This window comes from Marinobacter sp. S0848L (genome assembly GCF_023016065.1).
GTDB lineage: Bacteria > Pseudomonadota > Gammaproteobacteria > Pseudomonadales > Oleiphilaceae > Marinobacter.
In genome coordinates this window covers 226,696-252,548 of the sequence record NZ_JALKAQ010000005.1, presented here as the reverse complement: position 1 = coordinate 252,548, position 25,853 = coordinate 226,696, and the positions used below count along the sequence as shown (strand labels likewise).

Here is a 25,853-nt window from a genome sequence, read left to right as displayed (position 1 = left end):
GGTCCCAAATTCTGGTTTGGGTGGGCATTTGCCCGCCTGGCAATCAAATGATGGAACATCATGAACCCTAATTACCTGGATTTCGAACAGCCGATCGCCGACCTGGAAGCCAAAATTGAAGAGCTTCGTATGGTCGGTAACGATACCGATATCAATATTACGGACGAGATCAGTCGCCTCAAAAAGAAGAGTGTCAGTCTGACCGAGAGCATTTTTTCTGATCTCAAACCCTGGGATGTAGCCCGCTTGGCCAGGCATCCTCGCCGGCCCTACACGCAGGATTACATCGATCTGATCTTTGATGATTTTGATGAGCTTCACGGCGATCGCCGCTATGCAGACGATCACGCCATCGTGGGTGGTACCGCTCGACTGGGCAATCAGCCGGTAATGGTCATCGGGCATCAGAAAGGGCGGGAAGTGCGAGACAAAGTTAAACGTAACTTTGGCATGCCTCGTCCCGAGGGCTATCGCAAAGCCTTGCGTCTGATGGAAATGGCCGAACGCTTCAAGATGCCGATTTTGACGTTCATCGATACCCCGGGTGCCTATCCGGGGATCGGTGCCGAAGAGCGGGGCCAGAGTGAAGCCATCGCGTTCAATCTGGCTGTAATGTCGAGGCTGAAAACGCCCATTATTTCAACGGTTATCGGTGAAGGCGGTTCCGGTGGTGCGCTCGCCATTGGCGTATGCGACCAGTTAAACATGTTGCAGTATTCAACCTATGCCGTTATTTCGCCGGAAGGTTGCGCCTCTATTCTTTGGAAAAGTGCCGAGTATGCCTCGCTAGCCGCAGAAGCTATGGGTGTGACGGCTGATCGATTGAAAGAGTTGGGTGTTGCCGATAACGTGATCGAAGAACCGTTAGGCGGTGCGCACCGCAGCCCTGAGGACATGGCAAAGACGCTGAAAACGCAGTTGGAAACAGGTTTGGCGGAACTGTGTCGCTTGCCTCAGGATGAACTGATCGCACGCCGGTATGAGCGTTTGACCAAGTATGAAGGCGGGCGGTAACCCCGCCCGGAACGCTGAATGGCCGGATGATCTGTCAGCACCAGTCAGCACTCTCCCCGAACACTCCCGTCTCTGGGTCGCCTTTAGTGGCGGCCTCGATTCGGCATTGCTGCTGCACGTGGTGGCGTCCTGTCATTGCGATGTGACTGCGATTCACATCAATCACCAATTGCAATCAAATCATCGGCAAACCGAGCAGTTTTGTCGCGATGTGTGTGACCAATTGGGTGTCCCCATCGTTGTTGAGCATGTTGATGTTGAAGTTTCCGATACCGGGGCTGGCGGACTGGAAGAAGCTGCCAGGAATGCCCGGTATAGCGTGTTCGAACGTCGACTGAGGAAGGGGGAGCTGATTCTAATGGCTCACCATGGCGATGATCAGGCCGAGACGGTTTTGTTTCGTTTGCTGCGAGGTTCTGGCGTTAATGGCCTCGCTGGAATGCCGGCAAGCCGGGCTTTGGGGCGGGGAAGCCTCTATCGCCCGTGGTTGGCAGTTGGCCGCAACAGGCTGGAAGAGGTAGCGGTGAGTTCAGGATTGAGCTGGGTCGAAGATCCCAGCAACGAGAGTCAGGTTTACGATCGTAACTATCTCCGTCATGCGGTTATACCCGGTTTAAAAAAACGTTGGCCGGGTTTGCTTAAGCGAGTGGGCCACAGTGCCGGAGCGTGTCGGGAAAGCGCAGAGCTCAATCAGAGATTGGCCGAGTTGCACTGGCAGTCTTGTTCAGACAAGGGTCGGTTGAGTTTGGCGGCATTGCGTGAGTTGACGGCGCTCGAACGACGAAACCTGGTGCGTTGGTGGCTGCAACAACAGCGTTTAGAAGTGCCCGCGAGCGTCAGTCTGGATAAAGGGCTTGCTGATCTGCTGAGTGCGGCAGACGATCGCTCGCCAGAACTGCGAGGCTCCGGATTTAGCCTGCGGAGGTATCGTAGTTACCTGTATCTTGTGCCCCACATGACTGTTCCGGAGAGCCCCGTCAGACTTGGGCCGAACGAGAGTGTGGTCTGGGGCGTGTGGCGTCTCCGATTGGTGTCAAATCCGGCAGTGGGTAACTCAAAAAAATTCCCCCCGCCAATACGGGTATCTACGAGGCAAGGCGGTGAACGGGTAAAAATTCGGCCCGATGGTCCCTCCCGGGCATTGAAAACATGGCTTCAGGAACAGGGCGTCCCGCCATGGGAAAGGGCCGTGCTGCCCTTGGTTTACGGGCGTGGAGGCGAGGGTGAAGAGCTGATTGCGATTGGCGATTTGTGGTGTTCTGACCAATACTCGGGAAGCGCCCCGGCGACCGGTTGGCGGCTTATCGTGGAGCGGAATTTGATTGAGTAGGTGAGGGCTTTCTGGTAGTCTGATGTCCCATCTTGAGATGAACAATCTCCCCCCTTTACCGAACCAGATAATCATGGAATCTGCATGACGCGTTATATTTTCGTCACCGGCGGTGTTGTGTCCTCTTTGGGCAAAGGTATTGCGTCTGCCTCATTGGCAGCCATCCTGGAGGCACGCGGCCTGAAGGTCACTATTCTCAAGCTGGATCCGTACATCAACGTGGACCCCGGCACCATGAGTCCGTTCCAGCACGGTGAAGTATTTGTCACCGAAGATGGTGCTGAAACTGACCTTGATCTTGGCCACTATGAGCGCTTCATCCGCACACCAATGAGTAAGCGTAATAACTTCACCACCGGCCGGGTGTACGAAGAAGTTATCCGCAAAGAGCGTCGTGGCGATTATCTGGGCGGCACTGTCCAGGTGATTCCGCATATCACTGACGAAATCAAGCGCCGTGTTATCGAAGGTGCGGCCGGTTCCGACGTGGCAATGATTGAAGTCGGCGGAACCGTGGGTGACATCGAATCTCTGCCGTTCCTCGAAGCTTGTCGTCAGCTGAAAGTGGAAGTGGGTGCCCAGCGTGCATTGTTCATGCACCTGACGCTGGTTCCGTACATCGCCACCGCTGGCGAAATCAAAACCAAGCCGACTCAGCATTCTGTTAAAGAAATGCGCTCCATCGGCCTGCAGCCCGATATTCTGTTGTGCCGTTCCGAGCATGAAGTCGATGCCAGCTCTCGCCGCAAGATCGCTCTGTTCACCAACGTAGAAGAACGTGCGGTTATCCCGATGCAGGATGCCAAATCTATCTACGCGATTCCGCGCATGCTGCACGAATACGGTCTGGATCAGCTGGTTATAGACCGTTTCAACCTCGATGCACGCGAAGCAGATCTGAGCGAATGGGACGAAGTTGTGGAATCCCTGATGAATCCGCAACAAGAAGTCACCATCGCGATGGTGGGCAAGTACATGGAGCTGTTGGAGGCTTACAAGTCTCTGATCGAATCCTTGCTGCACGCCGGTATCAAGACCCGGACCAAGGTCAACATCAATTACATCGATTCTGAAGACATCGAGCGAGAAGGCACGCAAGTGCTCGAGTCTGCGGACGCCATTCTGGTGCCCGGTGGTTTTGGTGAGCGTGGTGTAGAAGGCAAAATTCGCACAGTTCAATACGCCCGAGAAAACAAAGTTCCATACCTGGGCATCTGTCTTGGTATGCAGGTCGCTGTTATCGAGTACGCCCGTAATGTGGCCGGATTGGCGGATGCCCACAGCACAGAGTTCCGTGAGCACTCGCCGGCACCGGTTGTTGGCCTGATCACCGAATGGCTGGATGCCAGCGGCAACACCGAAGAGCGTACCGAAGCCTCTGACCTGGGCGGCACCATGCGCCTGGGCGCTCAGGACTGCGTATTGACCGAAGGCTCGACCATTGCCGCCTGTTACGGCAAGAAAACCATTCGTGAGCGTCATCGTCATCGTTACGAAGTGAACAACCACTACCTGCCAAAGCTGGAAGAGGCTGGTCTACTGATCTCTGGTCGCTCTACTGATGGCCGTTTGGTCGAGGTTGTAGAAGCACCGGATCATCCGTGGTTTGTGGCATGTCAGTTCCACCCGGAATTTACCTCAACGCCTCGCGACGGCCACCCGCTGTTCAAAGGTTTTGTTGAAGCCGCTTTGGCGAACAAAAAGGGATCCTGAGCATGGCCAAGAGCGTGGTTAATGTCGCCGGCATTGAAGTCGCTAACGAAAAGCCATTCGTGCTTTTCGGCGGCATGAACGTACTGGAGTCGCCCGAGTTGGCCATGGAGGTTGCAGAAGCCTACGTGGAAGCAACCAGCAAGCTAGGCATTCCGTACGTATTCAAGGCCTCCTTTGACAAGGCCAACCGCTCGTCCGTGAATTCATTCCGCGGCCCCGGTTTGGATAAAGGCTTGCAGATACTGGCGGACATTAAAAGCAAATTCGGTGTCCCCATTATCTCGGATGTCCACGAACCGGCGCAGGCTGCGCCTGCTGCCGAAGTATGCGACATCATCCAATTGCCAGCCTTCTTGAGTCGTCAAACCGATCTGGTGGTTGCCATGGCCAAAACCGGCGCGGTGATCAACGTCAAGAAAGCACAGTTTCTTGCGCCTCAGGAAATGAAGCACATCATCACCAAGTGCGAAGAAGCGGGTAACGACAACATTATCTTGTGTGAGCGCGGCAGCAGCTTCGGTTACAACAATTTAGTCGTCGATATGTTGGGCTTCGGCATCATGAAGTCGATGAATGTTCCCGTGATGTTCGACGTCACCCACTCTCTGCAAATGCCGGGTGGACGCGCCGATTCCGCTGGCGGCCGCCGCGCACAAGTGACCGACTTGGCTTTGGCTGGCATGTCACAAGGACTCGCCGGCTTGTTCCTGGAAGCACACCCGGACCCTGATCAAGCCAAATGCGACGGCCCATGCGCACTGCGCCTGAGCCAGCTGGAGCCGTTCCTTCAGCGGGTGAAAGCCGTAGATGATCTGGTAAAAAGTTTTAAACCTATAGACACCGCCTGATTGGCGGTGTCCGCACTTTGAAAGCCCGTATATTCCTGACGCCAATACGCTAGGGGTACTCTACGGGCTCGAAGAGCGATCGACTGGAAGAGCCTGGCGAAAATTTCGTAGGCCATGGATGGCCGGAGAGAAGCGCACAGGGATGTGCTTGTAGCGGTTTTCGCCAGGCTCTTCCAGTTGATTGCTCCCGCACCGAAATTGATAACCGGTACAGTGTTTAGAAGATAAAATCTGGAGAAATTTACGAATGACCAAGATTGCCAACATCAAAGCCCGTGAGGTTCTGGATTCACGCGGTAACCCAACCGTTGAAGCCGACGTAATTCTGGAAAACGGAACCTTGGGCCGTGCCTGCGCACCGTCTGGTGCTTCTACCGGTTCCCGCGAAGCGCTGGAACTGCGTGATGGCGACCAAACCCGTTACCTCGGAAAAGGTGTACGCAAAGCCGTTGACGCGATCAATGGTCAGATTCGTGACGCTCTGGTAGGCAAAGATTCTGCAGACCAGCGTGGTCTGGACAAAATCATGATCGACCTGGACGGCACCGAGAACAAAGCCAATCTGGGCGCCAACGCCATTCTGGCCGTATCTCTGGCTGCTGCCAAAGCAGCTGCAACCTCTCTGGGCAAGCCACTGTACGAGCACATCGCCGATGTGAACGGCACTTCTGGCAAATTCTCAATGCCCGTTCCGATGATGAACATTTTGAACGGTGGCGAGCACGCCGACAACAACGTCGACATTCAGGAATTCATGGTTCAGCCAGTATCTGTCACCAGCTTCGCTGAAGCCCTGCGTGTCGGTGCGGAAATCTTCCACAGCCTCAAGAAAGTTCTGAAGGCCAAAGGCCTGAACACAGCCGTAGGCGACGAAGGTGGTTTTGCGCCAAACCTGCCATCCAACGAAGCCGCATTGGCCGCAATCCAGGAGGCCGTTGAGCAAGCCGGTTACGAGCTGGGCAAAGACGTTACCTTGGCGCTGGATTGTGCATCCTCCGAATTCTACAAAGACGGCCAGTACCAGCTGACCGGTGAAGGTAAGAGCTTTGACTCTGAAGGCTTCGCCGATTACTTGGCTGGCTTGTGCGAGCGTTACCCGATCGTATCCATCGAAGACGGTATGGACGAAAGCGACTGGGATGGCTGGAAGGTTCTGACTGATAAGCTGGGCAGCAAAGTACAGCTGGTCGGCGATGACCTTTTCGTAACAAACACCAAGATCCTGAAGCAGGGTATCGAGAAGGGCGTTGGTAACTCCATCCTGATCAAGTTCAATCAGATTGGTAGCCTATCCGAAACTCTGGATGCCATCAAGATGGCTCAGGACGCCGGTTATACCGCGGTTATCTCTCACCGTTCCGGTGAAACCGAAGACACCACCATCGCTGACTTGGCAGTAGCAACCTGCGCTGGCCAGATCAAGACCGGCTCTTTGTGTCGTTCTGACCGCGTAGCCAAGTACAACCAGTTGCTGCGCATCGAAGGCGATTTGGAAAGCAATGCGCCATACCGCGGTCTGAGTGAGATCAAAGGTCAAGGTTAAACGCTAGCCTGCGGTAGGCCTGATAGGCATACTGCTAGGTAACAAAATGTTAAGGCCATCGCGTTCTGGATGAAAATTCAGACACGATGGCCTTTTTGCCCAATAAGTTGGGGCATTTTCTTGTTAATCTACCTGAGCGTCTATACTTACCCTCTGACGTTAGGTTTAACTGGTTAAATTTTGAGCTAATCTGCATGAAAACGCTTTGGGCCATTCTTGCTGTATTGATTCTCCTGCTACAGGTACGCCTGTGGATCGGGGAGGGTAGCTTTGCGCAAGTTTGGGCATTGGAAGAAGCGATTGCCAAGCAGCAGGCCGAGAATGCCGGGCTGGCGGCTCGTAATGACCGGCTTTATGCAGAGGTTCGTAACCTGCGAAATCAGCAGGGGGCGGTAGAAGAGCGGGCTCGCATGAACCTGGGCTTGATTCGGGACGATGAGACGTTTTTCCTCGTTGTCGAAAAGTAAGTTGTAGTTTGGGTGTATCGAGCGCCGGAGAGTGTCTCTCCGGGAACCGCTACGAGCACTTCCATGTGCGCTTCTCTCCGGCCATCCATGGCCTACGACATTCCCGGAGAGACACTCCCCGGCGCTCTTCTAACATGGTGCGGGTTTTCCGATGAAACATTCTGATCTTTGGCTTGTTGTTCCTGCCGCTGGTATCGGCCAGCGTATGAAAGCCGAATGCCCCAAGCAGTACCTGAAAATCGCTGACCGATTTATCCTCGATATCACCCTGTCTCGCTTGTTGGACAACGCACCGTTTAAAGGTTGCATGGTGCCGTTAAACCCACAGGACCGGTGGTGGCCGGACAGTGAATCAGCAAAGGATGATCGCATTCAAACCTGCACCGGTGGGAAGGAGCGGGCAGATTCGGTACTTTTTGCGCTGCATGCTCTGGAAGACCAGGCCGATGATGACGATTGGGTGTTGGTGCACGATGCTGCACGGCCATGCTTGCACCCCCATGACCTCTCCAATTTGATTGACACGCTGTTTGAGCATCCGGTCGGTGGCCTGCTTGCAGCGCCAGTGGCAGACACTTTAAAGCTGGCCAGCAGAGGAACCGAGCCCGAGGTTCAGGAAACCGTGGATCGCAGTCAGTTGTGGCGAGCGTTGACACCGCAAATGTTCCGCTTTGGTGCTTTAAAAGCAGCTTTGGAATTGTGCCTCAAAAATAGTCACGGGGTTACGGATGAGTCCTCTGCTATGGAGTTTTCCGGTAATATGCCTGTTTTGGTGGAAGGCCGGGCGGATAACCTGAAGATTACGGTGCCGTCGGATCTTGGTTTGGCCGAGTTTATTCTGAACCGGCAGTAAGATTTTGCCTCCCCGTACATTCTTGTTTTGATTCGGAGATGACCATGCGTATTGGCCAGGGCTTTGATGTCCATGCCTTTTGTGAGGGCGATTTTGTCATTTTAGGAGGGGTCGAGATTCCCTTCAGCCAAGGGCTGAAAGCCCATTCGGATGGCGACGTTCTTTTGCACGCGTTGGCAGATGCTCTGTTAGGAGCAGTGGCATTGGGTGATATCGGTCATTTGTTTCCGGATACCAGTGACGAGTGGGCGGGGGCTGACAGTCGAGAGCTGCTGCGAACGGTGATGCAGCGAGTTCAGGATGAGGGGTTTTCCGTGGTCAATGTCGATACAACGATCATTGCTCAAGCCCCGAAAATGGCGCCTCATGTTGAAACAATGCGGTTGAATATCGCGGCTGATTTGGGCGTGCCTGTTAATCGGGTGAGCGTTAAGGCGACCACTAGCGAAAAACTCGGATTTACCGGGCGGGGCGAGGGTATTGCTTGCCAGGCAGTGTGTTTGCTTGAGCCGGTGACTCTGTGACTTCCTCGTCGGAAGTCTCTGCGCGCTGGCGCCTCGATTGGCCGACGTCTTCCGGCACTCGGCCTGCGTCCGCGTTGCTCAAGGTGAGTCCTCAGGATTTCCGGGTAACCGAGGATCTAGGGGCCGGGTTTGAAGATCCTCAAGGGGATGATACCGGGGCCGGTGAGCACTTGTGTGTTCGGATCGAAAAAATCGGCGACAACACCGAGTACGTTGCTCGCGAGTTGTCGGTTTTGGCGGGTATAAAAGCCTTTGAGGTGGGTTTTTGTGGGTTAAAGGACCGCCACGCTGTAACGGTGCAGTGGTTCAGTTTGTATCGCCCGGGCATGGAATCTGAGGATGCGAAATTACTGGCGACGATCGCCGAGCGTTGGCCGGTTCTGGCTCACCGCCGGCATGCCCGAAAACTCCGCCGGGGCGAACATGAGCACAACGGCTTCGAATTGGTCTTGCGGGACGTCAGCGGGGATCGGTCACAGATTGACGCTGCGTTGAATCTTTTGGCCGAGCGAGGTGCGCCCAATTATTTTGGTCCTCAACGGTTTGGTCTGGCTGGCGGTAATCTGGATAAAGCGGTCACCCTTGATCCGACTCGATTAAATCGTAAGCGAGGCGGTCGCCGTGGCGGTGGCGGAAGTGCCTCGAAAAACGTATTGTACTTTTCGGCGGCACGTTCGTGGTTGTTTAATGAAGTGTTGGCGGAGCGAGTCAGCGCTGGAAACTGGTTTGTTTCGCTGGCTGGAGAACCTGCTGAAAACGGCGAGCCCACCGGTCCCCTTTGGGGTGACGGCGGAACCCGGGCCACCGAAGAACAAGAACAATTGGAGCGAGGAGTTGTTGCTAGGCACCCGGAGTTTGAGCTGCTTTTTGCAAGCACTCGCATGAAACCGGAGCGTCGAGCGTTGGTCACTAGGCCTGTTCAGTTGCGCTGGGAATGGATTGAGGAAGAGACCTTGCGGCTTCATTTTTTACTGCCGCCGGGCCAGTACGCAACGACTGTGCTGGGTGACGTATTCGAGCTGCAGGACATGAGCCTCAGCCGTGATAATAAGTAATAAGCGAGCTAGCTGGAGATCATTTTGCGAATACTACTGTCTAACGATGACGGCGTTCACTCGCCGGGCTTGGTGGCTTTGCATGAAGGGCTGCAGGGCTTGGGCGAACTGGAGGTGGTTGCACCGGACCGCGATCACAGTGGTGCCAGCAATTCTCTGACCCTGAGTCGTCCGCTCACCGTTGAGAAACACCCTAACGGTTTTCAGTCTGTTGATGGTACACCGACGGATTGCGTTCATCTTGCGGTCAATGGCTTGTTCAGCCGCCCCTTCGATCGGGTAGTTTCGGGAATCAATACCCACGCCAACCTTGGCGACGACATTATTTACTCGGGCACTGTAGCGGCAGCCACAGAGGGCCGTCATCTTGGCTTGCCCGCCATTGCCGTTTCTTTGGTGAACGAAGGGCGCTTCCATTACGAAACGGCCGCGCAGGTTGTTCGCTGTTTGCTTGAAAACCCCCGTGCCCTGACCTTGGGGCCCAGGTCAATACTGAACGTCAATGTGCCTGATGTGCCGTGGGATGAGCTTGCCGGCTTCTGTATCACCCGATTGGGGCATCGTGAGCGTGCGGAGGGCGTGGTGCCGGTGACTTGCCCAAGAGGTAAGGAGCGATATTGGATAGGGGCCGCGGGCCGTGGTGGCGATGCTGGCCCGGGAACCGATTTTTATGCGATCAGTCAAAAGTGTGTTTCGATTACACCCGTACATACTGATATGACCCGTCATGCAGCGCTTCCCGAACTCAAAAACTGGCTGGATGGCCTGGATGGTGTCGAGGTTGTCGATCAATGAATGCTCAGATCGAAGGTATCGGAATGACCTCCCGGCGCACACGGATGCGCCTCGTTCAGCGTTTACGGGAATCGGGCATTGAATCCGAACGGGTTCTAGAAGTCATCGGGCAAATCCCCCGTCATATTTTTCTCGACGAGGCGTTATCGCACCGGGCCTATGAAGACACCGCGCTGCCGATAGGTTATAGCCAAACGCTTTCACAGCCTTATATCGTTGCTCGCATGACAGAACTGCTGTTGGCTCACGAGCCGGCCAGAGTGCTGGAACTCGGCACAGGGTCGGGGTACCAAACGTCGGTGCTCTCCCAGCTGTTCGAAGAGGTTTACAGTGTTGAACGCATTCGGCCGTTGCAGGAGAGGGCGCGCGACAGGCTTCGCCAGCTCAACATACGGAACGTTATGCTCAAGCACGCCGATGGCGGGATGGGGTGGCCAGACCGAGGCCCGTTTGATGGCATTATCGTGACCGCCGCGCCGGCGGATGTACCGAAAGAATTGCTGGATCAACTTGCCGATGGCGGCGTTCTGATTGCGCCGGTGGGCGAACATGACCAGGTGTTGGTAGAGATTGTCCGCACGGGTGAAAGCTTTGAGCGCCGAGAGCTGGAACCGGTCAAGTTTGTTCCCTTATTGGGCGGAGTGGTTCGTTGATGTCAGATGTGAATGCGAATAATCGAACCCAACACCCGGCCGGAATTTTTCTCAGAGGCATGGCGATGGGGGCGGCGGATATCGTTCCTGGTGTCTCCGGCGGCACCATCGCCTTCATTACCGGCATTTACTTTCGATTGCTGGAAGCGATCAGTGCCGCCCCCGTCGCATTTTTCCGGCAGCTCGTCCGTGGTGATTTTCTGGGCTTCTGGCGTGCCATTGATGGGGTTTTTCTGGTTTCGTTACTGGCGGGTATCCTGGCAAGCATCGCCAGCCTGGCCTCATTGATTACATGGCTTCTGGATGAACATCCCATCCTGATTTGGAGCTTTTTCTTTGGTTTGATTGTCGCTTCGGTCTGGCACGTGGGCCAGCAAGTGAAACGCTATTCGCCGGTGCTGTTGATACCGTTGCTCTCCGGTGTGGCCTTTGCCTGGTGGGTAACTACGTTACCTGCCAGCGAAGTTGACCCTTCTGCGTTAGCCTTTCTTGGTGCAGGCGCTCTGGCCATTTGTGCCATGATCTTGCCGGGTATCTCTGGCAGTTTTCTGTTGCTGATTATCGGGATGTACGCGCCGGTTCTATCGGCCATAAAAACGGCTGCGATTACTGATTTGGGCATGTTTATGGTGGGCTGTCTGATTGGCCTGTTGTCCGTAGCCCGCCTCATCACTTTGGCGTTCAAGTACGCTCACGACACCGTTCTGGCCTTGTTAACCGGGTTTATGATCGGAGCTCTGGTGAAGGTCTGGCCCTGGCAGGAAACCTTGAGCTGGCGCACAAGCAGCTCAGGGGAGCAAGTGCCGTTAACCCAGCTGCCGGTGGCCCCTGAGACCTGGGCTACGCTTTACGGGCAGGACCCGCTGGTGGGCATGGCAGCCTTAATGGCTTGTGTGGGGCTGACGATTGTTGTCGGGCTCGAAATGGCAGGGCGTCGGCGGTCTGCTGGTACCCGTAATTGAGTAGCATGTCGAATGACGAGTGTTACTGGGCGCACAAAAAACGTGTTCCGGAAGGTAACAAACCTGAGCCAGCAGTAACTTGGAATCACTGCCGAAACGTGCAATATATTAGAAGGTTAGTCCTGAAACATAAGAATGTGCGCGCAGCACGTCCAATATCTTAGATGGATTTATTATAATCAGGCGTTGGCTTATTTGTGATTTTTAATAGCAGGTACCATTCTACAGCGACCCCCAGAAAGCGCTGCCCACCAGGCGGTCGCTCAGGGGGTGGCTGTTCGCGAACAAGCCACCTGTTGCCCATTCTGATCTTTCTCCTTTCAGCGATTTTTCTTTCCGGTTGTAATACGGCTGCCATCTATAACGACGATCGTTATAACCCACCGGTTTATTGGGGAAGTCATGTGGTTAAAAGCGGCGAAACCTTGTACGGCATCGCTTGGCGCTATGGCCGGGATTATCGTGAGCTGGGTGATGCCAATGGCCTGAAGCCCCCCTGGAATATAAAAGTGGGGCAGGTGCTCAGACTGGATCGGAAGGGGAAGATAAGGCGCACGGCCGATTCGTCTGCTCAAAGCCGTCGAAAGTCGGTTGCGAAGCGTCCTGCATCGAGAACCTCAGAGAGGAAGGTTGACTCGGCAAAGACGGTATCAAAAGCCCGCCCGGTTCGGAGTTCCAGCTCGAAAAACAGTCAGACCGTGGCCAATATCAAGTGGCGTTGGCCGCACGCTGGCACTGTAATTGCTTCATATTCTACGTCGGGGAAAGTCAATAAAGGCATTGATATTGTTGGCCAACCCGGGGATGCTGTTAGAGCAGCTGCAGATGGAAGTGTGGTGTATGCAGGGGATGGGTTGCTTGGTTACGGTAACCTGATTATCGTAAACCACAACGAACATTATCTGAGTGCTTACGCACACAACCGCAAGATTTTAGTGCAAGAAGGAGAGGGAGTAAAAGCAGGGCAGGCAATCGCCGAACTGGGCAGTAGCGGAACGGACAAGCCGATGTTGCATTTCGAAATTCGGAAAAATGGCAACCCGGTGGACCCCTCACGATATCTGCCAAGACGCTAAGCAAAGGTTCCCCGAGGGAGCTGGGGCTGCCAAGAAGTAGAACAAGAAAAAAGGCAACGGAATTTGCCAGCTGAAACGTTAATGTCCTGAGTAGAAGTAAACCCGATGGGCCCGAGATAATAAAAAGAAGTATTGGGCGATCACAGGATTATTGAGAGGCGGGATGCATCATGTCACTAGAACAAGAAGACGTCATTGATCGCGTAGCAGAAGTAGACGAATTGGATGAGTCGATGTTGACCGAAGGTAAGCCCGGCAAAGCGCCAGCTACCAAACCGGCAGCCGATAAAGAAGATGACCTTACATACCGCGGGAAGTATCTCGCTTCCCAGAAGCAGCTAGACGCAACTCAGCTGTACCTTAATGAAATTGGTTTTTCCCCCCTACTGACCCCAGAAGAAGAAGTGTACTTCGCACGCTTGGCCCGCAAGGGTGAAGAGGCGGGTCGTAAGCGCATGATTGAGAGTAACTTACGGCTGGTGGTTAAAATTGCCCGACGTTACGTAAATCGCGGGCTGACACTTCTGGATTTAATTGAAGAAGGCAATCTGGGGCTTATCCGGGCTGTTGAAAAGTTTGATCCCGAGCGTGGGTTCCGCTTTTCGACTTATGCGACCTGGTGGATTCGCCAGACCATCGAACGGGCGATCATGAACCAGACCCGAACGATTCGCCTGCCGATTCACGTGGTAAAAGAATTGAACCTGTATTTGCGTGCAGCGCGCGAGCTCACGCAAAAGCTGGACCACGAACCAACGGCTGAAGACATCGCGCAGCTTGTGGACAAGCCTGTCAAAGACGTTAAGCGCCTGCTTGGGCTTAATGAGCGAGTGGCTTCCATGGACACGCCTCTTGGCGCCGGAAGTGACAAGTCGCTGTTGGATACCGTGGCAGACGAAGGTGCGACGGACCCGGCCGATGTGTTGCAAGACAACAACATGAGCTCTTGTCTCGAAAACTGGATCGACCAGCTTAGCGACAAACAGCAGGAAGTGTTATCTCGCCGTTTCGGATTGCGTGGTTATCCGATCAGCACTTTGGAGGAAGTGGGGCAGGAGATTGGCCTGACACGAGAACGTGTCCGTCAGATTCAAGTTGAGGCCCTACGTCGTTTAAGAGAAATTCTTGAAAAAGAGGGACTTTCTAGTAACCTGTTGTTCGAATAGGTTGCGCTCGATCTAAGGCAATAGAAAGCCGGCCATGGAAACGTGGCCGGTTTTTCAGTTATGGGCACCAGCAAATGAGAACCAGGTGCCGATGATGGGTTCAGCTTCATTGCTAGAATGTGGACTCGGTTGTAGGCCGGGTGTGGGCCTCGAAATAAAAACACGTTCGACAATAATGATTGAAGGAAAGGACGATGAAGAAGACTCTTACAACAGGATTTGCATCTTTGCTGCTGGCCGGAGCATTGGTAACGCCGGCGCACGCTCTGGAGGTGGCTGGCGTTGATATTCCGGATACCTACACCGCAGCGGGCCAGGAGCTTCAGTTGAATGGTGCAGGTACTCGATCGAAATGGTTTATGGACCTCTATGTCGGTGGTCTTTACGTGCAGGACAAGGCCAGCGATGGCAGCGCGGTTATTAACGCGGACGAGCCCCAGGCCATTGCTCTGCACATTACCTCCGGCATGATCACGAGTGACCGCATGACCGAAGCTACGATGGATGGCTTCAAGGCAGCAACCGATGGTGATCTGTCTTCTATTCAGTCCGATGTGGACCAGTTCTTGTCTGTGTTCAAGGACGAGATCAAAGAGGGCGATGTTTTTGAATTGGTATACGTTCCGGATAGCGGTGTGCAGGTGTTCAAGAACGGCGAACAGAAAGACACCGTGGGTGACTTTGAGTTCAAGAAGGCGTTATTCGGGATCTGGTTGTCAGATGAACCCGCCCAAAAAGACCTGAAAGCCAAAATGCTTGGCAAAAGCTAAGTAAATCATTGGTATCTCAGGCACAAAAAAAAACCGGCCAATGCCGGTTTTTTTTTGTGCCTGAGATAAGGTGCTACACCGCTTATTGGTAATCTCGCTTTTGTTTAAATTCGCAGAGGTCTTCAATCAGACAGGCGCCACATTTTGGCTTTCGTGCGACGCAGGTGTAGCGGCCATGCAGAATGAGCCAGTGATGCGCATCCATCAAAAACTCTTTCGGAACCAGCCGCATTAGTCGTTTCTCGACTTCCAGTACCGTTTTGCCGGGCGCGATGCCGGTCCGATTTGATACCCGGAAAATGTGGGTGTCAACGGCCATAGCGGGCTGCCGAAATGCCGTATTCAGTACCACATTGGCGGTTTTCCGGCCAACACCAGGTAGGGCTTCAAGGTCTTCCCGGTTGTCCGGAACTTCGCTGTTGTGTTTGTCGATAAGAATCTTGCAGGTTTTGATTACATTTTCGGCTTTGCTGTTAAACAGGCCGATGGTTTTAATGTACTCCTTCAACCCGTCAACACCAAGTGCGTAAATAGCCTCTGGCGTATTAGCGACCGGGTAGAGTTTGTCAGTGGCTTTGTTCACGCCAACGTCGGTGGCCTGTGCCGAGAGAATAACCGCAATCAACAATTCAAAAGGGGTGCTGTAGTTCAGCTCCGTTGTCGGGTTTGGGTTTTCGTCCCTGAGTCGGGAGAAAATTTCGATGCGTTTTTCTTTGTTCATGATCTTCCTGACGTCCAGCCTTGCACAAGCATTAAGAAATACTTCCGGTTACGCGAACCCGCTTGCTGCCAGCTTCGGCTTGCTCAGGTGCAGCGGCGAGTCGCTTTTCTTGTAAGCGCTGATCAATCACGTTTTTGAGCGCAATCAGAAGCCCTAGGCCAACGAAGGCCCCCGGCGGCAGTACCATAAACAGCATGTCAGGGTATTGCTCGAAGGGGCGTATGGTCCAGTTTGCCGCGGCGGGGCCAAGCAGAAGGTGCATGTCTGCAAACAGCGTGCCTTGGCCGACTAATTCCCGCATTCCACCAAGAACAATCAATACCAGCAAGAAGCCTAGCCCCATCATCGCGCCATCTAGCAGCGAGGGCAGAGGGGCGTTCTTGGAAGCAAAGGCATCTGCCCGTCCAAGGATGGCGCAGTTGGTGACGATTAATGGAATGAATATTCCGAGAATCTGATAGAGCTCGTACGTGAACGCCTGCATCAGCAATTCGGCGCAGGTTACGAACGAAGCGATGATCATTACGAAGGCCGGCAGGCGCACAGACTCGCCAACAAAATTACGAATCAGAGACACCGACAGGTTAGAGCCGATCAGCACTAGCAAGGTTGCAAGACCCAAGCCGATGGCATTGACGACAGTGCTGGTGACGGCCAGCAGAGGGCAGAGGCCGAGTACCTGAACCAAGGCTGGGTTGTTGGTCCAGAGGCCGTCTTTAATGATCTCGGAGGAAGTTTTGGTGGCCATATTCACGAATGCTCCGCAGAGTTGAATTCCCCCGCAATCACTTCGGGGCGCTGCGTTTTGGGGATGCCAGGTGGTGCTTCGTTCAAACGTTCCCGAATCTCTTGCCGGTGCTTCTGGAAGTAAATCAGCGATTTCTGAACGGCTTTGACGATCGCTCTCGGGGTGATGGTGGCACCGGTGAACTGGTCGAAGACGCCGCCATTCTTTTTGACGTTCCAGAGTTTCGGGCGCGGATTCTTGAGGGAGCGACCTTCGAAGTTATAAACCCAGTCCGATTTCCGGGTTTCTATTCGGTCTCCAAGCCCCGGTGTTTCCCGATGATTGGTGACTCGAACGCCTAATACTTCGCCGTTCATATCGATGCCTACCAGCAGCCTGATTGCTCCTGAATAACCATCCGGGGCTGTCGTGGGCATGATGATCCCGACCGGCTGACCGTCGCGCCGTGCGACCCATACAAATACTGGGTCTTGATTGGGTAGCTGGGCACTGGATGGCAGCGCTACGACATCTTTCAGCAAATCATTATCGTGCTGGTCTTCGGGGATGATTTCGAACAGCGCTTTGGCTTCCGCGCGTTCCGCCTGCTCGATAATCCGGTCTTTGGTAATGCCTTGAGTCAGCGCGATGGTGCCGCCCGTAATGACGGCAAACAGGCCTAATCCAATAGCGCCTCGGCGAATGGAGGTCATCATCGCGCTCATGACTTGGCTCCGTTCTTACTGGGTAGCCCCCTGCGCGCCTTGTGGTGGCCATAGGTGCGCGGTGGTGTGTAATGGTCGATAAACGGCACGGCAAAGTTCATTAAAAGTACGCTGAAGGCGACCGCATCCGGGTAGTTGCCCCAGGTTCGAATCAGATAGATCAGAATCCCGATGCTGGCACCGTAGATTAGCTTACCTTGATGGCTGGTGGCGGCAGAAACCGGGTCCGTGGCAATGAAAAAAGCCCCTAGCATAGTACCGCCGGCTAAAAGATGGAGCTGCAAGGGGGCGTATTGATCGGCGTTGCTGCCAAACGCAAGACTCATAACGCCAATGCCGGCAAGGAAGGCGACCGGAATGTGCCAGGTAATGATTTTCAAGCCAATAAGGACCAATCCGCCGAGTAGAAAGGCGAGGTTAACCCATTCCCAGCCCCGGGCGACCTGATCGCCAAAGGTAGGGTGCTGCAGTACTTCCGCACCGGTGTGTGTGGCAATTTTGTGTTTGTACTCATCCAGAGGTGTCGCCATGGTCCAGCCATCAATAGCGGTTTGGCTGGCGGAAAAAATTGTAGAAAGGGTGTCGCGAAAGCCCGGCGCGCCAGCCCACAAGGTGGCTGGTTCAGCCCAGTTTGTTGTCATGGCCACGGGAAACGACACCAGCACCAACGCATAACCCACCATGGCTGGGTTGAACGGGTTTGAACCAAGCCCGCCGTACAACTGCTTTGCCACGACGATAGCGGTAATGACGGCAATGCCCGACATCCACCAAGGCGCGAACTGAGGCAGGGACAAACCCAGTAACAAGCCGGTTACCGCCGCGGTATTGTCACGCAGGAAAAAACTAACGGGCTTGTTGCGTAGCTTTAGAATGGCTGCTTCGGTGGTCATGGCCAGTGCCACACACCAAATAACGTTAATCAGGTTACCCCAGCCAAAGAACAACGTTTGGGCGAGCAAGCCCGGAAGCGCTGCCAAAATGACCCAAAGCATCACGCGGGACGTTGGGCGAGCCTTATGGGCGTGGGGTGAAGACTGTTGAATTAATGCCATGAACGATCAGCCTGAAATAAGTTACTCGGACGACGGAGTTTCGGGTTCAGCCGGGATTTTTTTTCGAGCTTCAGCGAGTGCGTCTTTTGCCCGCTTGACGCGGTCATGGTTTTTGGCAACTGCGCGCTCCAGCTTCTCTACGTTATCGGCTTGCTGGGCTTTTGCTTCGTCCAGCATCCCTTGCATCGTATTCAGTTTGGCTTCGGCTTGGGTGACCTGTTTCTCCAAAGCTTCGATGTCGGGTTTTTCCTGAGCGGCGGGGGCTTCCGCTTTTGTTTGTGCTGTTTTGGCCTTTTTGCGCTCCAATGCCTGTTGCACCAGGGCTGCTTTGGCTGCGCGGTCGTCAACGGCCTCGCCCTCAGCGGCGGCCTGTTCAGCTTCGGCCTTCTTTTTCGCCTGCGCTTCAGCAGCCGCCTTTGCCCGTTCTTTGCGGCGCTGTTCTTTTTCTTGCTGTTCCCGCTCAAGGCGGGCCTGACGCGCTTCGAACCGCTCCCTTGCTCTGTCGGACTTGAGCTGTTCTTCGCGTTGGGTACGAATTTCGCCTTTGGCAAAACGGTAGTATTGCACCAAGGGGATCGAACTCGGGCAAACGTATGAGCAGGCCCCGCATTCGATGCAATCGAACAGGTTCAGGTGCTCCGCTTTCTCGAACTCTTCTGCTTTTGAGTACCAGAAAAGTTGTTGGGGCAGCAGCTCCATCGGGCATACCTCCGCGCATTGGCCGCAACGAATGCAGGGCTGCTCAGGCGGGGGCGTCTGCAGCTCCTGGGCTGTTGCGGCGATCACGCAGTTGGAGGTTTTCACGATTGGAACCGCGTCGGTGCTGAGTGTGTAACCCATCATCGGGCCGCCTTGCACCATCCGGTTTAGCCGATTCGGTTGTAGCCCGGCTTCGGATAGCAGCGCGCTAACCGGCGTGCCAAGCATTGCCTCGAAATTGCCGGCTTCCTGAACCGCGTCACCGGTGATGGTTACGATTCGGGAGATCAGCGGCTTGCCTTCATGGATTGCGCGGGAAACCGCGACGGCCGTGCCCACGTTTTGGCACATTACGCCAATGTCCGCAGGAATACCTCCGCTGGGCACCTCCAGACCGGTCAGGATATGGACCAGCTGTTTCTCACCGCCCGAAGGATACTTGGTCGGAACAACCGTGACTTCAATTTGAGTGCCTTGTATCGCTTCGCGCAGGGCAGCAATCGCTTCGGGCTTGTTGTCTTCGATGCCAATGACACAGCGGGACGGGCGTAAAATCCAGGCCATGACTTGCATGCCCGACACCACCTCAGCGGCGTATTCGCGCATGGTCATGTCATCTGCCGTGATGTAGGGCTCGCACTCTGCACCATTGAGAATCAGTGTCTCGACTTTGCGGTCACGGGGCGGTCTTAATTTAATAGTGGTCGGGAAGCCCGCGCCACCCATGCCAGATATACCTGCGTCCCGAATCAGTTGCAGCACTTCTTCGCGATCGTGTTTCTGGTAGTTTTCGACGGGATGCAGATCCACCCATTCCTCTTTGCCATCCGGCTGCAGAATCACGCACAGATCCGACATGCCCGACGGGTGAGGAACAGGTTGGAGCTCAATGGCTTGGATAGTGCCGGATGTCGGTGCATGAACGGGTACGCCCATACCTGCAGTCACATCGGCAATTTTCTGGCCCTTAAGAACCCGGTCGCCCACGTTGACTATCGCCTCGGCCTGCACGCCAATGTGCTGCTGCAAAGGAATGATCAGGCGTTCAGGAATGCCCGCGGTCCGAATCGGGCGTCGGGTCGATTGAATCTTGTTTTCGGGCGGATGAATGCCGCCTGAAAAATCCCACAACTGGCTCATCAGACAGTGGCTCCCTGGCGGTCAGTGGCGATGATACTGGGTGCTGGCGGCGTCCAGGTGCGGATGTCCGGTTCAACGGTGATCATGTCAATGCAATCAACCGGGCAGGGATCTACGCACAGGTCGCAACCGGTACATTCGCTTTCGATCACCGTGTGCATATGTTTGGCTGCACCGAGAATGGCATCTACCGGGCATGCCTGAATGCATTTGGTGCAACCGATGCATTCGTCTTCCCGGATAACGGCGACCCGAACGGCTTGCTCGGCTCCGTGTTCGGCATCCAGAGGCTGAGGCTCTACATCCAGCAAGTCGGCCAGAGCCTTGATAGTGCTTTCTCCGCCCGGGGGGCACTTGTTGATGGCATCGCCGTCGGCAATGGCATCGGCATAGGGGCGGCAGCCCGGGTAGCCGCATTGGCCGCATTGCGTTTGGGGCAGCAGTGAATCGATTTGATCGACCAACGGGTTGCCTTCAACTTTAAAACGCTCAGATGCAAAGCCAAGCAGGCCACCAAACACCAATGCCAGTACCAGTAGCACGGCAACGGCAATCAGGAAGCTAATCCACATAATGCGTGCTCCTTACACCGCAACCAAGCCAGTAAAGCCCAGAAAGGCCAGCGCCATGAGGCCAGCGGTGATCAGGCCGATGGATGCTCCGCGAAACGCGACGGGGACATCCGAAACAGCGATACGTTCACGCATCGCTGCAAACAAGACCAACACCATGGAAAAGCCTGCCGCTGCACCAAAACCATATAGAACAGACTCGATAAAGTTGTTGTTCTTATTGATGTTAAGCAGGGCCACACCAAGTACTGCACAGTTGGTGGTGATCAACGGCAAGAAAATGCCGAGAACCCGGTACAGCAGCGGGCTGGTTTTGCGCACTACCATTTCGGTGAACTGCACCACTACCGCAATCACCAGAATGAAAGTGATGGTGCGCAAAAACGCCAGATCCAGAGGCTCCAGCAAGTAGGTGTAAGCTAAATAACTGCACACAGACGCCAACGTCAGCACAAAGGTAGTTGCCAGCGACATCCCCATGGCGGTTTCCAGCTTTCCGGAAACCCCCATGAAAGGGCATAGCCCGAGGAACTGAACCAGCACGAAGTTGTTCACCAGAATCGTACTGACCAAAATAAGCAAATACTCTGTCATCGGGAGCGTCTCTGCCTGTTGCTGCTTACATCACCCGCATGCCCGGCGTCGCGCCGGAATCAGGGGAGAGAATGAAAATGTCTTTGCCGCCAGGCCCTGCGGCCAGAACCATGCCTTCAGACATGCCGAACTTCATCTTTCGGGGCTTCAAGTTGGCAACCATCACCGTCAGGCGGCCTTCGAGTTCTTCCGGTTTGTAGGCAGACTTAATACCCGCAAACACGTTTCGCTCGCCATGTCCTACATCAAGAGTCAGTCGAAGAAGCTTGTCGGCACCTTCTACATGCTCGGCCTTGACGATTTTCACCACTCGCAGATCCACCTTCGCGAAATCGCCGAATTCGATTTCATCCGCGATGGGCTCCAGATCAGACGCGGGTGCCTGCTGCTGACCGGTAGCGGCCGGCATCTCTTCCTTGGACGCTTCCAGCATCTTCTCAACATGAGCCATATCAACGCGGCTCATCAGAGGTTTGAACTTGTCGATGCCGTGATTTTCCAACAGGTTCGCACGCTCATTCCAGGTCAGGCGATCGTTCAGGAACGATGCAGAAGCCTGTGCCGTTTTTGGCAGTACCGGTGTCAGATAGGTCATCAGCAGGCGGAACATGTTGATCGCATTAGTGCAGATCGCCTGTAGCTTGTCGTCCTGACCTTCCTGCTTGGCAATGATCCAGGGCTGTTCGTCGTTCACGTACTGGTTGGCAATGTCGGCCAACTCCATGATCCGACGCATAGCACGGCCAAATTCGCGGGTTTCGTAGAACTCGGCAATTTGCTCGCCAGCGTCGATGAATTCTTGCAGTTTTTCTTTCTCGGTAACTTGGCCGAGCTGACCATCGAAGCGTTTGGTTATGAAACCGGCGCTACGGCTGGCGATATTCACCACCTTGCCAACGAGGTCAGAATTCACACGCGCTGCGAAGTCTTCAAGGTTCAAGTCCATATCATCAACACCGCCGGTAAGCTTGGCGGCGAAGTAATAACGCAAATATTCCGGGTTCAGATGATCCAGATAGGTGCGAGCCATGATGAAGGTGCCACGAGATTTCGACATCTTCTTACCATTAACGGTGACAAAGCCGTGCGCCCAAACCGCAGTTGGCGTGCGGAAGCCGGCATCGTGCAACATCGATGGCCAGAATAGAGCATGGAAGTTGATGATGTCTTTACCAATGAAGTGATACACCTCGGCCGTGGAATCTTTCTTCCAGAAGTGTTCGAAATCGATACCTTCACGGTTACACAGGTTCTTGAAGCTGGCGAGGTAGCCGATTGGCGCGTCCAGCCAGACATAGAAAAATTTGCCCGGTGCGTCCGGAATTTCAAAGCCGAAGTAGGGCGCATCACGGCTGATGTCCCATTCCTGAAGCCCTGCATCCAGCCATTCGGCCAGTTTGTTGGCCACTTGCGGCTGCAGTGCGCCACTGCGAGTCCACTTGCTCAGAAAATCGTGGAACTCCGGCAATCTGAAGAAATAATGCTCAGATTCTTTCTCAACCGGCGTGGCCCCAGAAACGGCCGATCGAGGATTGATCAGCTCAGCGGGCGTATAAGTGGCACCACAGGCTTCACAGTTATCCCCGTATTGATCGTCTGTTTTGCATTTCGGGCAGGTACCCTTAATGAAACGGTCTGCAAGAAACATCTCTTTCTCGGGATCAAAGAACTGCTTGATCTTGCGAGTCGCGATGTTGCCGTTGGCTTGAATCTGACGGTAAATATATTCGGAGAAATATTGATTTTCTTCCGAATGGGTCGAGTAATAGTTGTCGAACTGGATGAGGAAATCAGAAAAATCTTCCTGATGCTCCTGGCGAATCCGGTCAATTAACTGCTCAGGCGTAATGCCTTCGCGCTCGGCCCGCAGCATGATCGCGGTACCGTGGGCATCGTCGGCGCAAACGTAATAGCAGTTGTGGCCACGCATTTTCTGGTAGCGCACCCAGATATCAGTCTGAATGTATTCCAGCAGGTGCCCAAGATGGATGGGCCCGTTGGCGTAGGGCAGAGCGCTGGTAACCAGAATATCGCGCTGTTGATTGCTCGCTTGCGTCATGGTGATGTCCGAACCTTATGTTGATACGGGGTGGAAAGCCAAACAGGGTTTTGAAGACAATCAGAATTGATTGTTCCAGACGAAGACCCCATATGGTCAGAAACGGCCACAGATGATACCTTCCAAGCCATCAATTTTCACCTGCATTCAGGGTGATATGCATATTCCGGAGACCCCGATGACTCAGATTCCCCAAAAGACACTCGAAGACGCCGTACGCGAATACCGCGACCCGTACCTGAACAAAGACCTGTATGAACTCAGCGCGGTGAAAAATCTGACGGCAGACGAGCAGGGGAATGTCACCTTGATGGTCGAACTGCCATACCCTTCGAAAGGTATTGCTGGCGGCCTCAAACAAATCGTCGCCAACGCCATCGAATTCGTTGACGGGGTTGAAATCGCCGAAGTGCACGTGGCCCAAAAAATCCACGCCTGCAAAATCAATAAAGAAATCGCCTCGGTCCCCGGCGTAAAAAACATCATCGCCGTGGCCTCCGGCAAAGGCGGCGTCGGCAAATCCACCACCGCCGTCAACCTGGCATTGGCGCTGCACGCCGAAGGTGCCCGGGTAGGAATCCTCGATGCCGACATCTACGGTCCCAGCATCGGCATGATGCTGGGCGTACCCGAAGGCAAACGCCCGGACGTGCGCGAAAATAAATACTTCATGCCCATGCAAGCTCACGGCCTGCAAGCCAACTCCATGGCCTTCGTCACCACCGACAAAACCCCCATGGCCTGGCGTGGCCCCATGGTCAGTGGCGCCGTCATGCAGCTACTCCAGCAAACCCTATGGGATGAACTGGATTATCTGGTAGTAGACATGCCACCGGGCACCGGCGACATCCAGCTCACCCTTGCCCAAAAAGTCCCGGTCACCGGCACCGTCATCGTCACCACCCCGCAAGACATCGCCTTGCTGGACGGTAAAAAAGGCATCGAAATGTTCCGCAAAGTGGACATCCCGGTGATCGGCGTGATCGAAAACATGAGCGTCCACATCTGCAGCAACTGTGGCCACGAAGAACACCTGTTCGGCTGCGAAGGCGGCGCACGCATCGCGGAAGAATACGACACCACCCTGCTGGGTCAGCTGCCCCTGCACATGACCATCCGCGAACAAACCGACAGCGGTTCGCCAACCGTCGTTGCCGAACCGGATTCTGAAGTGGCTCGCCGCTATCGCGATATTGCCCGCAGAGTGGGTGCGGAACTGTCCACAATAGAGCGGAATCTAGGCGGAACCATTTCCAGTGTCTCCGTAGTTGAGCCTTAACCAAGTTAGATAGCTTGGGGGTAATAAAGCCAAAGATTGATCGCGCCATCAGGGACTACCGGCCAAAAATTTCGAAGGCCAAGGATGGCCTGAGAGAAGCGCACATGGATGTGCTCGTAGCGGTTTTTGGCCGGTAGTCCCTGATGGCGCAGCCACCCGCAGTTGCAGTTTCGTGAACACTGGTTCCAGTACAGAAACTTCTGAATCCAAAAGCGGGCTGATAAACTCCCAAGCCTTCGACACAACCCCAAGGACAAGGTAAACTACGCCCCAATTTTTCCCAGCTGGAAACGAGAATTCCCCATGAGCATAAAGTCCGATAAGTGGATCCGCCGGATGTCCGAACAGCACGGCATGATCGAACCCTTCGAAGCCGGGCAAGTTCGTGAAAGCGACAAAGGCCGCGTCATCTCCTACGGCACCTCAAGCTACGGATACGACGTACGTTGCAGCAACGAATTTAAAATCTTCACCAACGTACACAGCGCCACCGTAGACCCGAAAAACTTCGACGAAAACAGCTTCGTCAACTACACAGGCGACGTCTGCGTTATACCCCCGAACAGCTTCGCCCTGGCGCGCACCGTAGAGTACTTCCGCATTCCGAGAAGCGTACTCACCATCTGCCTTGGCAAAAGCACTTACGCCCGTTGCGGTATCATCGTCAACGTCACCCCGCTGGAACCAGAGTGGGAAGGTCAGGTGACCTTGGAGTTCTCCAACACCACCAACCTACCGGCGAAAATCTACGCCAACGAAGGCGTGGCACAGATGCTGTTCTTCGAATCTGACGAAATCTGTGAAACCAGCTACAAAGACCGTGGCGGAAAATACCTTGGCCAGACAGGCGTGACCCTGCCGCGGACATGAATGCCAACCAGTTTTTGAAAGCCGTTTCACAACTGCAGGGCTGGCGCGAATGCGCCTACCTGCTGGCCCTAGCCGAGCGCGCCTTCCCCAACTACGCCCTGTTCGCAGACGCAGTCGGCATGAAAAGCGGTGGCAAAATGCGCCAGTTGCTCGATCTTGCCTGGGGGACCTTGCAGTTGGACACCTCGGAAGCCGCGATTCCACAGTTGCTCAGCAAGCTCGAAACCCTCAGCCCCAACGTCGACGAGTTCGATGCCTACGGTGTGTACCCGGCGTTCGACTTCTGTCAGCTGCTGGAGCAAGCCTTGCTGAATCGTCTGAACCCGAACAAGCACCGGGCAACAGATGCGTCCCAGTTGGCCACTAAAACCGTCATGGATTTTGTTGAAATGTCGGAAGGTGAGGGCATGGATGATGACCAACTGATCCGGTTGTTCGAACAGCATCCCTTGCTCAAAGAAGACAAAATCTTCCAGCGCGACACGGTGCTCGCACTCAAGCGCCAGCGCGTACCCAGTGAAGACTTCATTGAAGAGCTGCGAAACGATGCCTCGAACGAAGGCATCAGCAATCTGGGTATCTCCCTCGATACCTGATTGCCGCAGCCCGCAGCAGAATTCGCCTACACTTCCTCAATCGCTTT

The 25,853-nt window shown here is 54.5% G+C and carries 26 protein-coding genes; 18 read left to right on the top strand and 8 right to left on the bottom strand.

Annotated elements, in window-relative coordinates:
- The first annotated feature begins 60 nt into the window (after positions 1 to 60).
- The 15 genes from accA to MWU64_RS08970 all read left to right on the top strand — a co-directional run bounded on the left by accA (position 61) and on the right by MWU64_RS08970 (position 14,769).
- On the top strand, positions 61 to 1,014 hold the full coding sequence (gene accA / locus MWU64_RS09040) for an acetyl-CoA carboxylase carboxyl transferase subunit alpha (RefSeq protein ID WP_247063629.1): 954 nt from the start codon (positions 61 to 63) through the stop codon (positions 1,012 to 1,014).
- Entirely contained in the window at positions 998 to 2,344 is a 1,347-nt protein-coding gene (tilS, locus tag MWU64_RS09035) for a tRNA lysidine(34) synthetase TilS (protein WP_247063628.1), read from the top strand. The genes accA and tilS overlap by 17 nt, the downstream gene beginning before the upstream one ends.
- 84 nt (positions 2,345 to 2,428) lie before the next feature.
- The gene (locus MWU64_RS09030; RefSeq protein WP_199007465.1) at positions 2,429 to 4,057 is read left to right on the top strand and encodes a CTP synthase; all 1,629 of its coding nucleotides are present in this window, start codon (positions 2,429 to 2,431) and stop codon (positions 4,055 to 4,057) included.
- A 2-nt stretch (positions 4,058 to 4,059) separates the two neighbouring features.
- Positions 4,060 to 4,905 carry a 3-deoxy-8-phosphooctulonate synthase gene (gene kdsA / locus MWU64_RS09025; RefSeq protein WP_247063627.1) on the top strand — a complete coding sequence of 282 codons (846 nt, stop codon included), beginning with the start codon at positions 4,060 to 4,062 and terminating at the stop codon, positions 4,903 to 4,905.
- Positions 4,906 to 5,152: 247 nt separating this feature from the next.
- The gene (gene eno, locus MWU64_RS09020) at positions 5,153 to 6,448 is read left to right on the top strand and encodes a phosphopyruvate hydratase (RefSeq protein ID WP_247063626.1); all 1,296 of its coding nucleotides are present in this window, start codon (positions 5,153 to 5,155) and stop codon (positions 6,446 to 6,448) included.
- 194 nt (positions 6,449 to 6,642) lie between these two features.
- A complete protein-coding gene (locus tag MWU64_RS09015) occupies positions 6,643 to 6,915 on the top strand; it encodes a septum formation initiator family protein (RefSeq protein WP_247063624.1) in 273 nt (90 codons plus the stop codon).
- A 151-nt stretch (positions 6,916 to 7,066) separates the two neighbouring features.
- Complete coding sequence (ispD, locus tag MWU64_RS09010; RefSeq protein ID WP_247063622.1) at positions 7,067 to 7,768, top strand: 2-C-methyl-D-erythritol 4-phosphate cytidylyltransferase; 702 nt, start codon at positions 7,067 to 7,069, stop codon at positions 7,766 to 7,768.
- Between the two features lie 44 nt (positions 7,769 to 7,812).
- Entirely contained in the window at positions 7,813 to 8,292 is a 480-nt protein-coding gene (gene ispF / locus MWU64_RS09005; RefSeq protein WP_247063620.1) for a 2-C-methyl-D-erythritol 2,4-cyclodiphosphate synthase, read from the top strand.
- Positions 8,289 to 9,347, top strand: coding sequence for a tRNA pseudouridine(13) synthase TruD (locus tag MWU64_RS09000; RefSeq protein WP_247063618.1), 1,059 nt, complete (start codon positions 8,289 to 8,291; stop codon positions 9,345 to 9,347). Before ispF ends, MWU64_RS09000 begins: the two co-directional genes overlap by 4 nt.
- A gap of 24 nt (positions 9,348 to 9,371) precedes the next feature.
- Entirely contained in the window at positions 9,372 to 10,142 is a 771-nt protein-coding gene (gene surE, locus MWU64_RS08995; protein ID WP_247063616.1) for a 5'/3'-nucleotidase SurE, read from the top strand.
- Complete coding sequence (locus MWU64_RS08990; protein ID WP_247063614.1) at positions 10,139 to 10,795, top strand: protein-L-isoaspartate(D-aspartate) O-methyltransferase; 657 nt, start codon at positions 10,139 to 10,141, stop codon at positions 10,793 to 10,795. Before surE ends, MWU64_RS08990 begins: the two co-directional genes overlap by 4 nt.
- Entirely contained in the window at positions 10,795 to 11,757 is a 963-nt protein-coding gene (locus tag MWU64_RS08985; protein ID WP_247063612.1) for a DUF368 domain-containing protein, read from the top strand. Before MWU64_RS08990 ends, MWU64_RS08985 begins: the two co-directional genes overlap by 1 nt.
- A 296-nt stretch (positions 11,758 to 12,053) precedes the next feature.
- On the top strand, positions 12,054 to 12,833 hold the full coding sequence (locus MWU64_RS08980) for a peptidoglycan DD-metalloendopeptidase family protein (protein WP_247063610.1): 780 nt from the start codon (positions 12,054 to 12,056) through the stop codon (positions 12,831 to 12,833).
- A 170-nt stretch (positions 12,834 to 13,003) separates the two neighbouring features.
- Positions 13,004 to 13,999, top strand: coding sequence for an RNA polymerase sigma factor RpoS (rpoS, locus tag MWU64_RS08975; protein WP_247063608.1), 996 nt, complete (start codon positions 13,004 to 13,006; stop codon positions 13,997 to 13,999).
- A gap of 194 nt (positions 14,000 to 14,193) precedes the next feature.
- Positions 14,194 to 14,769, top strand: a complete 576-nt coding sequence (locus MWU64_RS08970) for a chalcone isomerase family protein (RefSeq protein ID WP_247063605.1) — start codon at positions 14,194 to 14,196, stop codon at positions 14,767 to 14,769.
- Between the two features lie 82 nt (positions 14,770 to 14,851).
- Here the strand turns inward: MWU64_RS08970 and nth are convergent, their stop codons facing one another.
- From nth to metG, 8 genes are read right to left on the bottom strand one after another with little or no spacing between them, the layout of a single operon-like run.
- Positions 14,852 to 15,490 (bottom strand): endonuclease III, encoded by a 639-nt coding sequence (nth, locus tag MWU64_RS08965; protein ID WP_247063603.1) that lies wholly within the window; start codon positions 15,488 to 15,490, stop codon positions 14,852 to 14,854.
- 31 nt (positions 15,491 to 15,521) lie between these two features.
- Positions 15,522 to 16,238, bottom strand: coding sequence for an electron transport complex subunit E (locus tag MWU64_RS08960; protein ID WP_247063602.1), 717 nt, complete (start codon positions 16,236 to 16,238; stop codon positions 15,522 to 15,524).
- Between the two features lie 2 nt (positions 16,239 to 16,240).
- Entirely contained in the window at positions 16,241 to 16,942 is a 702-nt protein-coding gene (rsxG, locus tag MWU64_RS08955) for an electron transport complex subunit RsxG (protein WP_247063600.1), read from the bottom strand.
- Positions 16,939 to 17,997, bottom strand: coding sequence for an electron transport complex subunit RsxD (rsxD, locus tag MWU64_RS08950; protein ID WP_247063598.1), 1,059 nt, complete (start codon positions 17,995 to 17,997; stop codon positions 16,939 to 16,941). Before rsxD ends, rsxG begins: the two co-directional genes overlap by 4 nt.
- 21 nt (positions 17,998 to 18,018) lie before the next feature.
- Positions 18,019 to 19,836 carry an electron transport complex subunit RsxC gene (gene rsxC / locus MWU64_RS08945; protein ID WP_247063596.1) on the bottom strand — a complete coding sequence of 606 codons (1,818 nt, stop codon included), beginning with the start codon at positions 19,834 to 19,836 and terminating at the stop codon, positions 18,019 to 18,021.
- Complete coding sequence (rsxB, locus tag MWU64_RS08940) at positions 19,836 to 20,408, bottom strand: electron transport complex subunit RsxB (protein ID WP_247063594.1); 573 nt, start codon at positions 20,406 to 20,408, stop codon at positions 19,836 to 19,838. The genes rsxC and rsxB overlap by 1 nt, the downstream gene beginning before the upstream one ends.
- Positions 20,409 to 20,420: 12 nt before the next feature.
- The gene (rsxA, locus tag MWU64_RS08935) at positions 20,421 to 21,002 is read right to left on the bottom strand and encodes an electron transport complex subunit RsxA (protein ID WP_199007448.1); all 582 of its coding nucleotides are present in this window, start codon (positions 21,000 to 21,002) and stop codon (positions 20,421 to 20,423) included.
- A gap of 25 nt (positions 21,003 to 21,027) precedes the next feature.
- On the bottom strand, positions 21,028 to 23,061 hold the full coding sequence (gene metG, locus MWU64_RS08930; RefSeq protein ID WP_247063593.1) for a methionine--tRNA ligase: 2,034 nt from the start codon (positions 23,059 to 23,061) through the stop codon (positions 21,028 to 21,030).
- A 178-nt stretch (positions 23,062 to 23,239) separates the two neighbouring features.
- Between metG and apbC the strand changes: the two genes are divergently transcribed.
- The 3 genes from apbC to MWU64_RS08915 all read left to right on the top strand — a co-directional run bounded on the left by apbC (position 23,240) and on the right by MWU64_RS08915 (position 25,806).
- Positions 23,240 to 24,340 (top strand): iron-sulfur cluster carrier protein ApbC, encoded by a 1,101-nt coding sequence (gene apbC, locus MWU64_RS08925; RefSeq protein ID WP_247063591.1) that lies wholly within the window; start codon positions 23,240 to 23,242, stop codon positions 24,338 to 24,340.
- Positions 24,341 to 24,643: 303 nt separating this feature from the next.
- The gene (gene dcd / locus MWU64_RS08920; protein WP_247063590.1) at positions 24,644 to 25,210 is read left to right on the top strand and encodes a dCTP deaminase; all 567 of its coding nucleotides are present in this window, start codon (positions 24,644 to 24,646) and stop codon (positions 25,208 to 25,210) included.
- Positions 25,207 to 25,806, top strand: a complete 600-nt coding sequence (locus MWU64_RS08915) for a YjaG family protein (RefSeq protein WP_247063589.1) — start codon at positions 25,207 to 25,209, stop codon at positions 25,804 to 25,806. The genes dcd and MWU64_RS08915 overlap by 4 nt, the downstream gene beginning before the upstream one ends.
- The last annotated feature ends 47 nt before the right edge of the window (positions 25,807 to 25,853 follow it).

Coding starts and splice junctions, on each gene's coding strand:
- rsxC (WP_247063596.1), bottom strand. CDS start 19,836: ATGAGCCAGTTGTGGGATTTTTCAGGCGGCATTCATCCGCCCGAAAAC.
- tilS (WP_247063628.1), top strand. CDS start 998: ATGAAGGCGGGCGGTAACCCCGCCCGGAACGCTGAATGGCCGGATGAT.
- ispD (WP_247063622.1), top strand. CDS start 7,067: ATGAAACATTCTGATCTTTGGCTTGTTGTTCCTGCCGCTGGTATCGGC.
- metG (WP_247063593.1), bottom strand. CDS start 23,061: ATGACGCAAGCGAGCAATCAACAGCGCGATATTCTGGTTACCAGCGCT.
- MWU64_RS08915 (WP_247063589.1), top strand. CDS start 25,207: ATGAATGCCAACCAGTTTTTGAAAGCCGTTTCACAACTGCAGGGCTGG.
- rsxD (WP_247063598.1), bottom strand. CDS start 17,997: ATGGCATTAATTCAACAGTCTTCACCCCACGCCCATAAGGCTCGCCCA.
- accA (WP_247063629.1), top strand. CDS start 61: ATGAACCCTAATTACCTGGATTTCGAACAGCCGATCGCCGACCTGGAA.
- MWU64_RS08970 (WP_247063605.1), top strand. CDS start 14,194: ATGAAGAAGACTCTTACAACAGGATTTGCATCTTTGCTGCTGGCCGGA.
- MWU64_RS08960 (WP_247063602.1), bottom strand. CDS start 16,238: ATGGCCACCAAAACTTCCTCCGAGATCATTAAAGACGGCCTCTGGACC.
- eno (WP_247063626.1), top strand. CDS start 5,153: ATGACCAAGATTGCCAACATCAAAGCCCGTGAGGTTCTGGATTCACGC.
- rsxG (WP_247063600.1), bottom strand. CDS start 16,942: ATGAGCGCGATGATGACCTCCATTCGCCGAGGCGCTATTGGATTAGGC.
- MWU64_RS09030 (WP_199007465.1), top strand. CDS start 2,429: ATGACGCGTTATATTTTCGTCACCGGCGGTGTTGTGTCCTCTTTGGGC.
- MWU64_RS09015 (WP_247063624.1), top strand. CDS start 6,643: ATGAAAACGCTTTGGGCCATTCTTGCTGTATTGATTCTCCTGCTACAG.
- nth (WP_247063603.1), bottom strand. CDS start 15,490: ATGAACAAAGAAAAACGCATCGAAATTTTCTCCCGACTCAGGGACGAA.
- ispF (WP_247063620.1), top strand. CDS start 7,813: ATGCGTATTGGCCAGGGCTTTGATGTCCATGCCTTTTGTGAGGGCGAT.
- MWU64_RS08985 (WP_247063612.1), top strand. CDS start 10,795: ATGTCAGATGTGAATGCGAATAATCGAACCCAACACCCGGCCGGAATT.
- MWU64_RS08990 (WP_247063614.1), top strand. CDS start 10,139: ATGAATGCTCAGATCGAAGGTATCGGAATGACCTCCCGGCGCACACGG.
- rsxB (WP_247063594.1), bottom strand. CDS start 20,408: ATGTGGATTAGCTTCCTGATTGCCGTTGCCGTGCTACTGGTACTGGCA.
- rsxA (WP_199007448.1), bottom strand. CDS start 21,002: ATGACAGAGTATTTGCTTATTTTGGTCAGTACGATTCTGGTGAACAAC.
- dcd (WP_247063590.1), top strand. CDS start 24,644: ATGAGCATAAAGTCCGATAAGTGGATCCGCCGGATGTCCGAACAGCAC.
- kdsA (WP_247063627.1), top strand. CDS start 4,060: ATGGCCAAGAGCGTGGTTAATGTCGCCGGCATTGAAGTCGCTAACGAA.
- apbC (WP_247063591.1), top strand. CDS start 23,240: ATGACTCAGATTCCCCAAAAGACACTCGAAGACGCCGTACGCGAATAC.
- rpoS (WP_247063608.1), top strand. CDS start 13,004: ATGTCACTAGAACAAGAAGACGTCATTGATCGCGTAGCAGAAGTAGAC.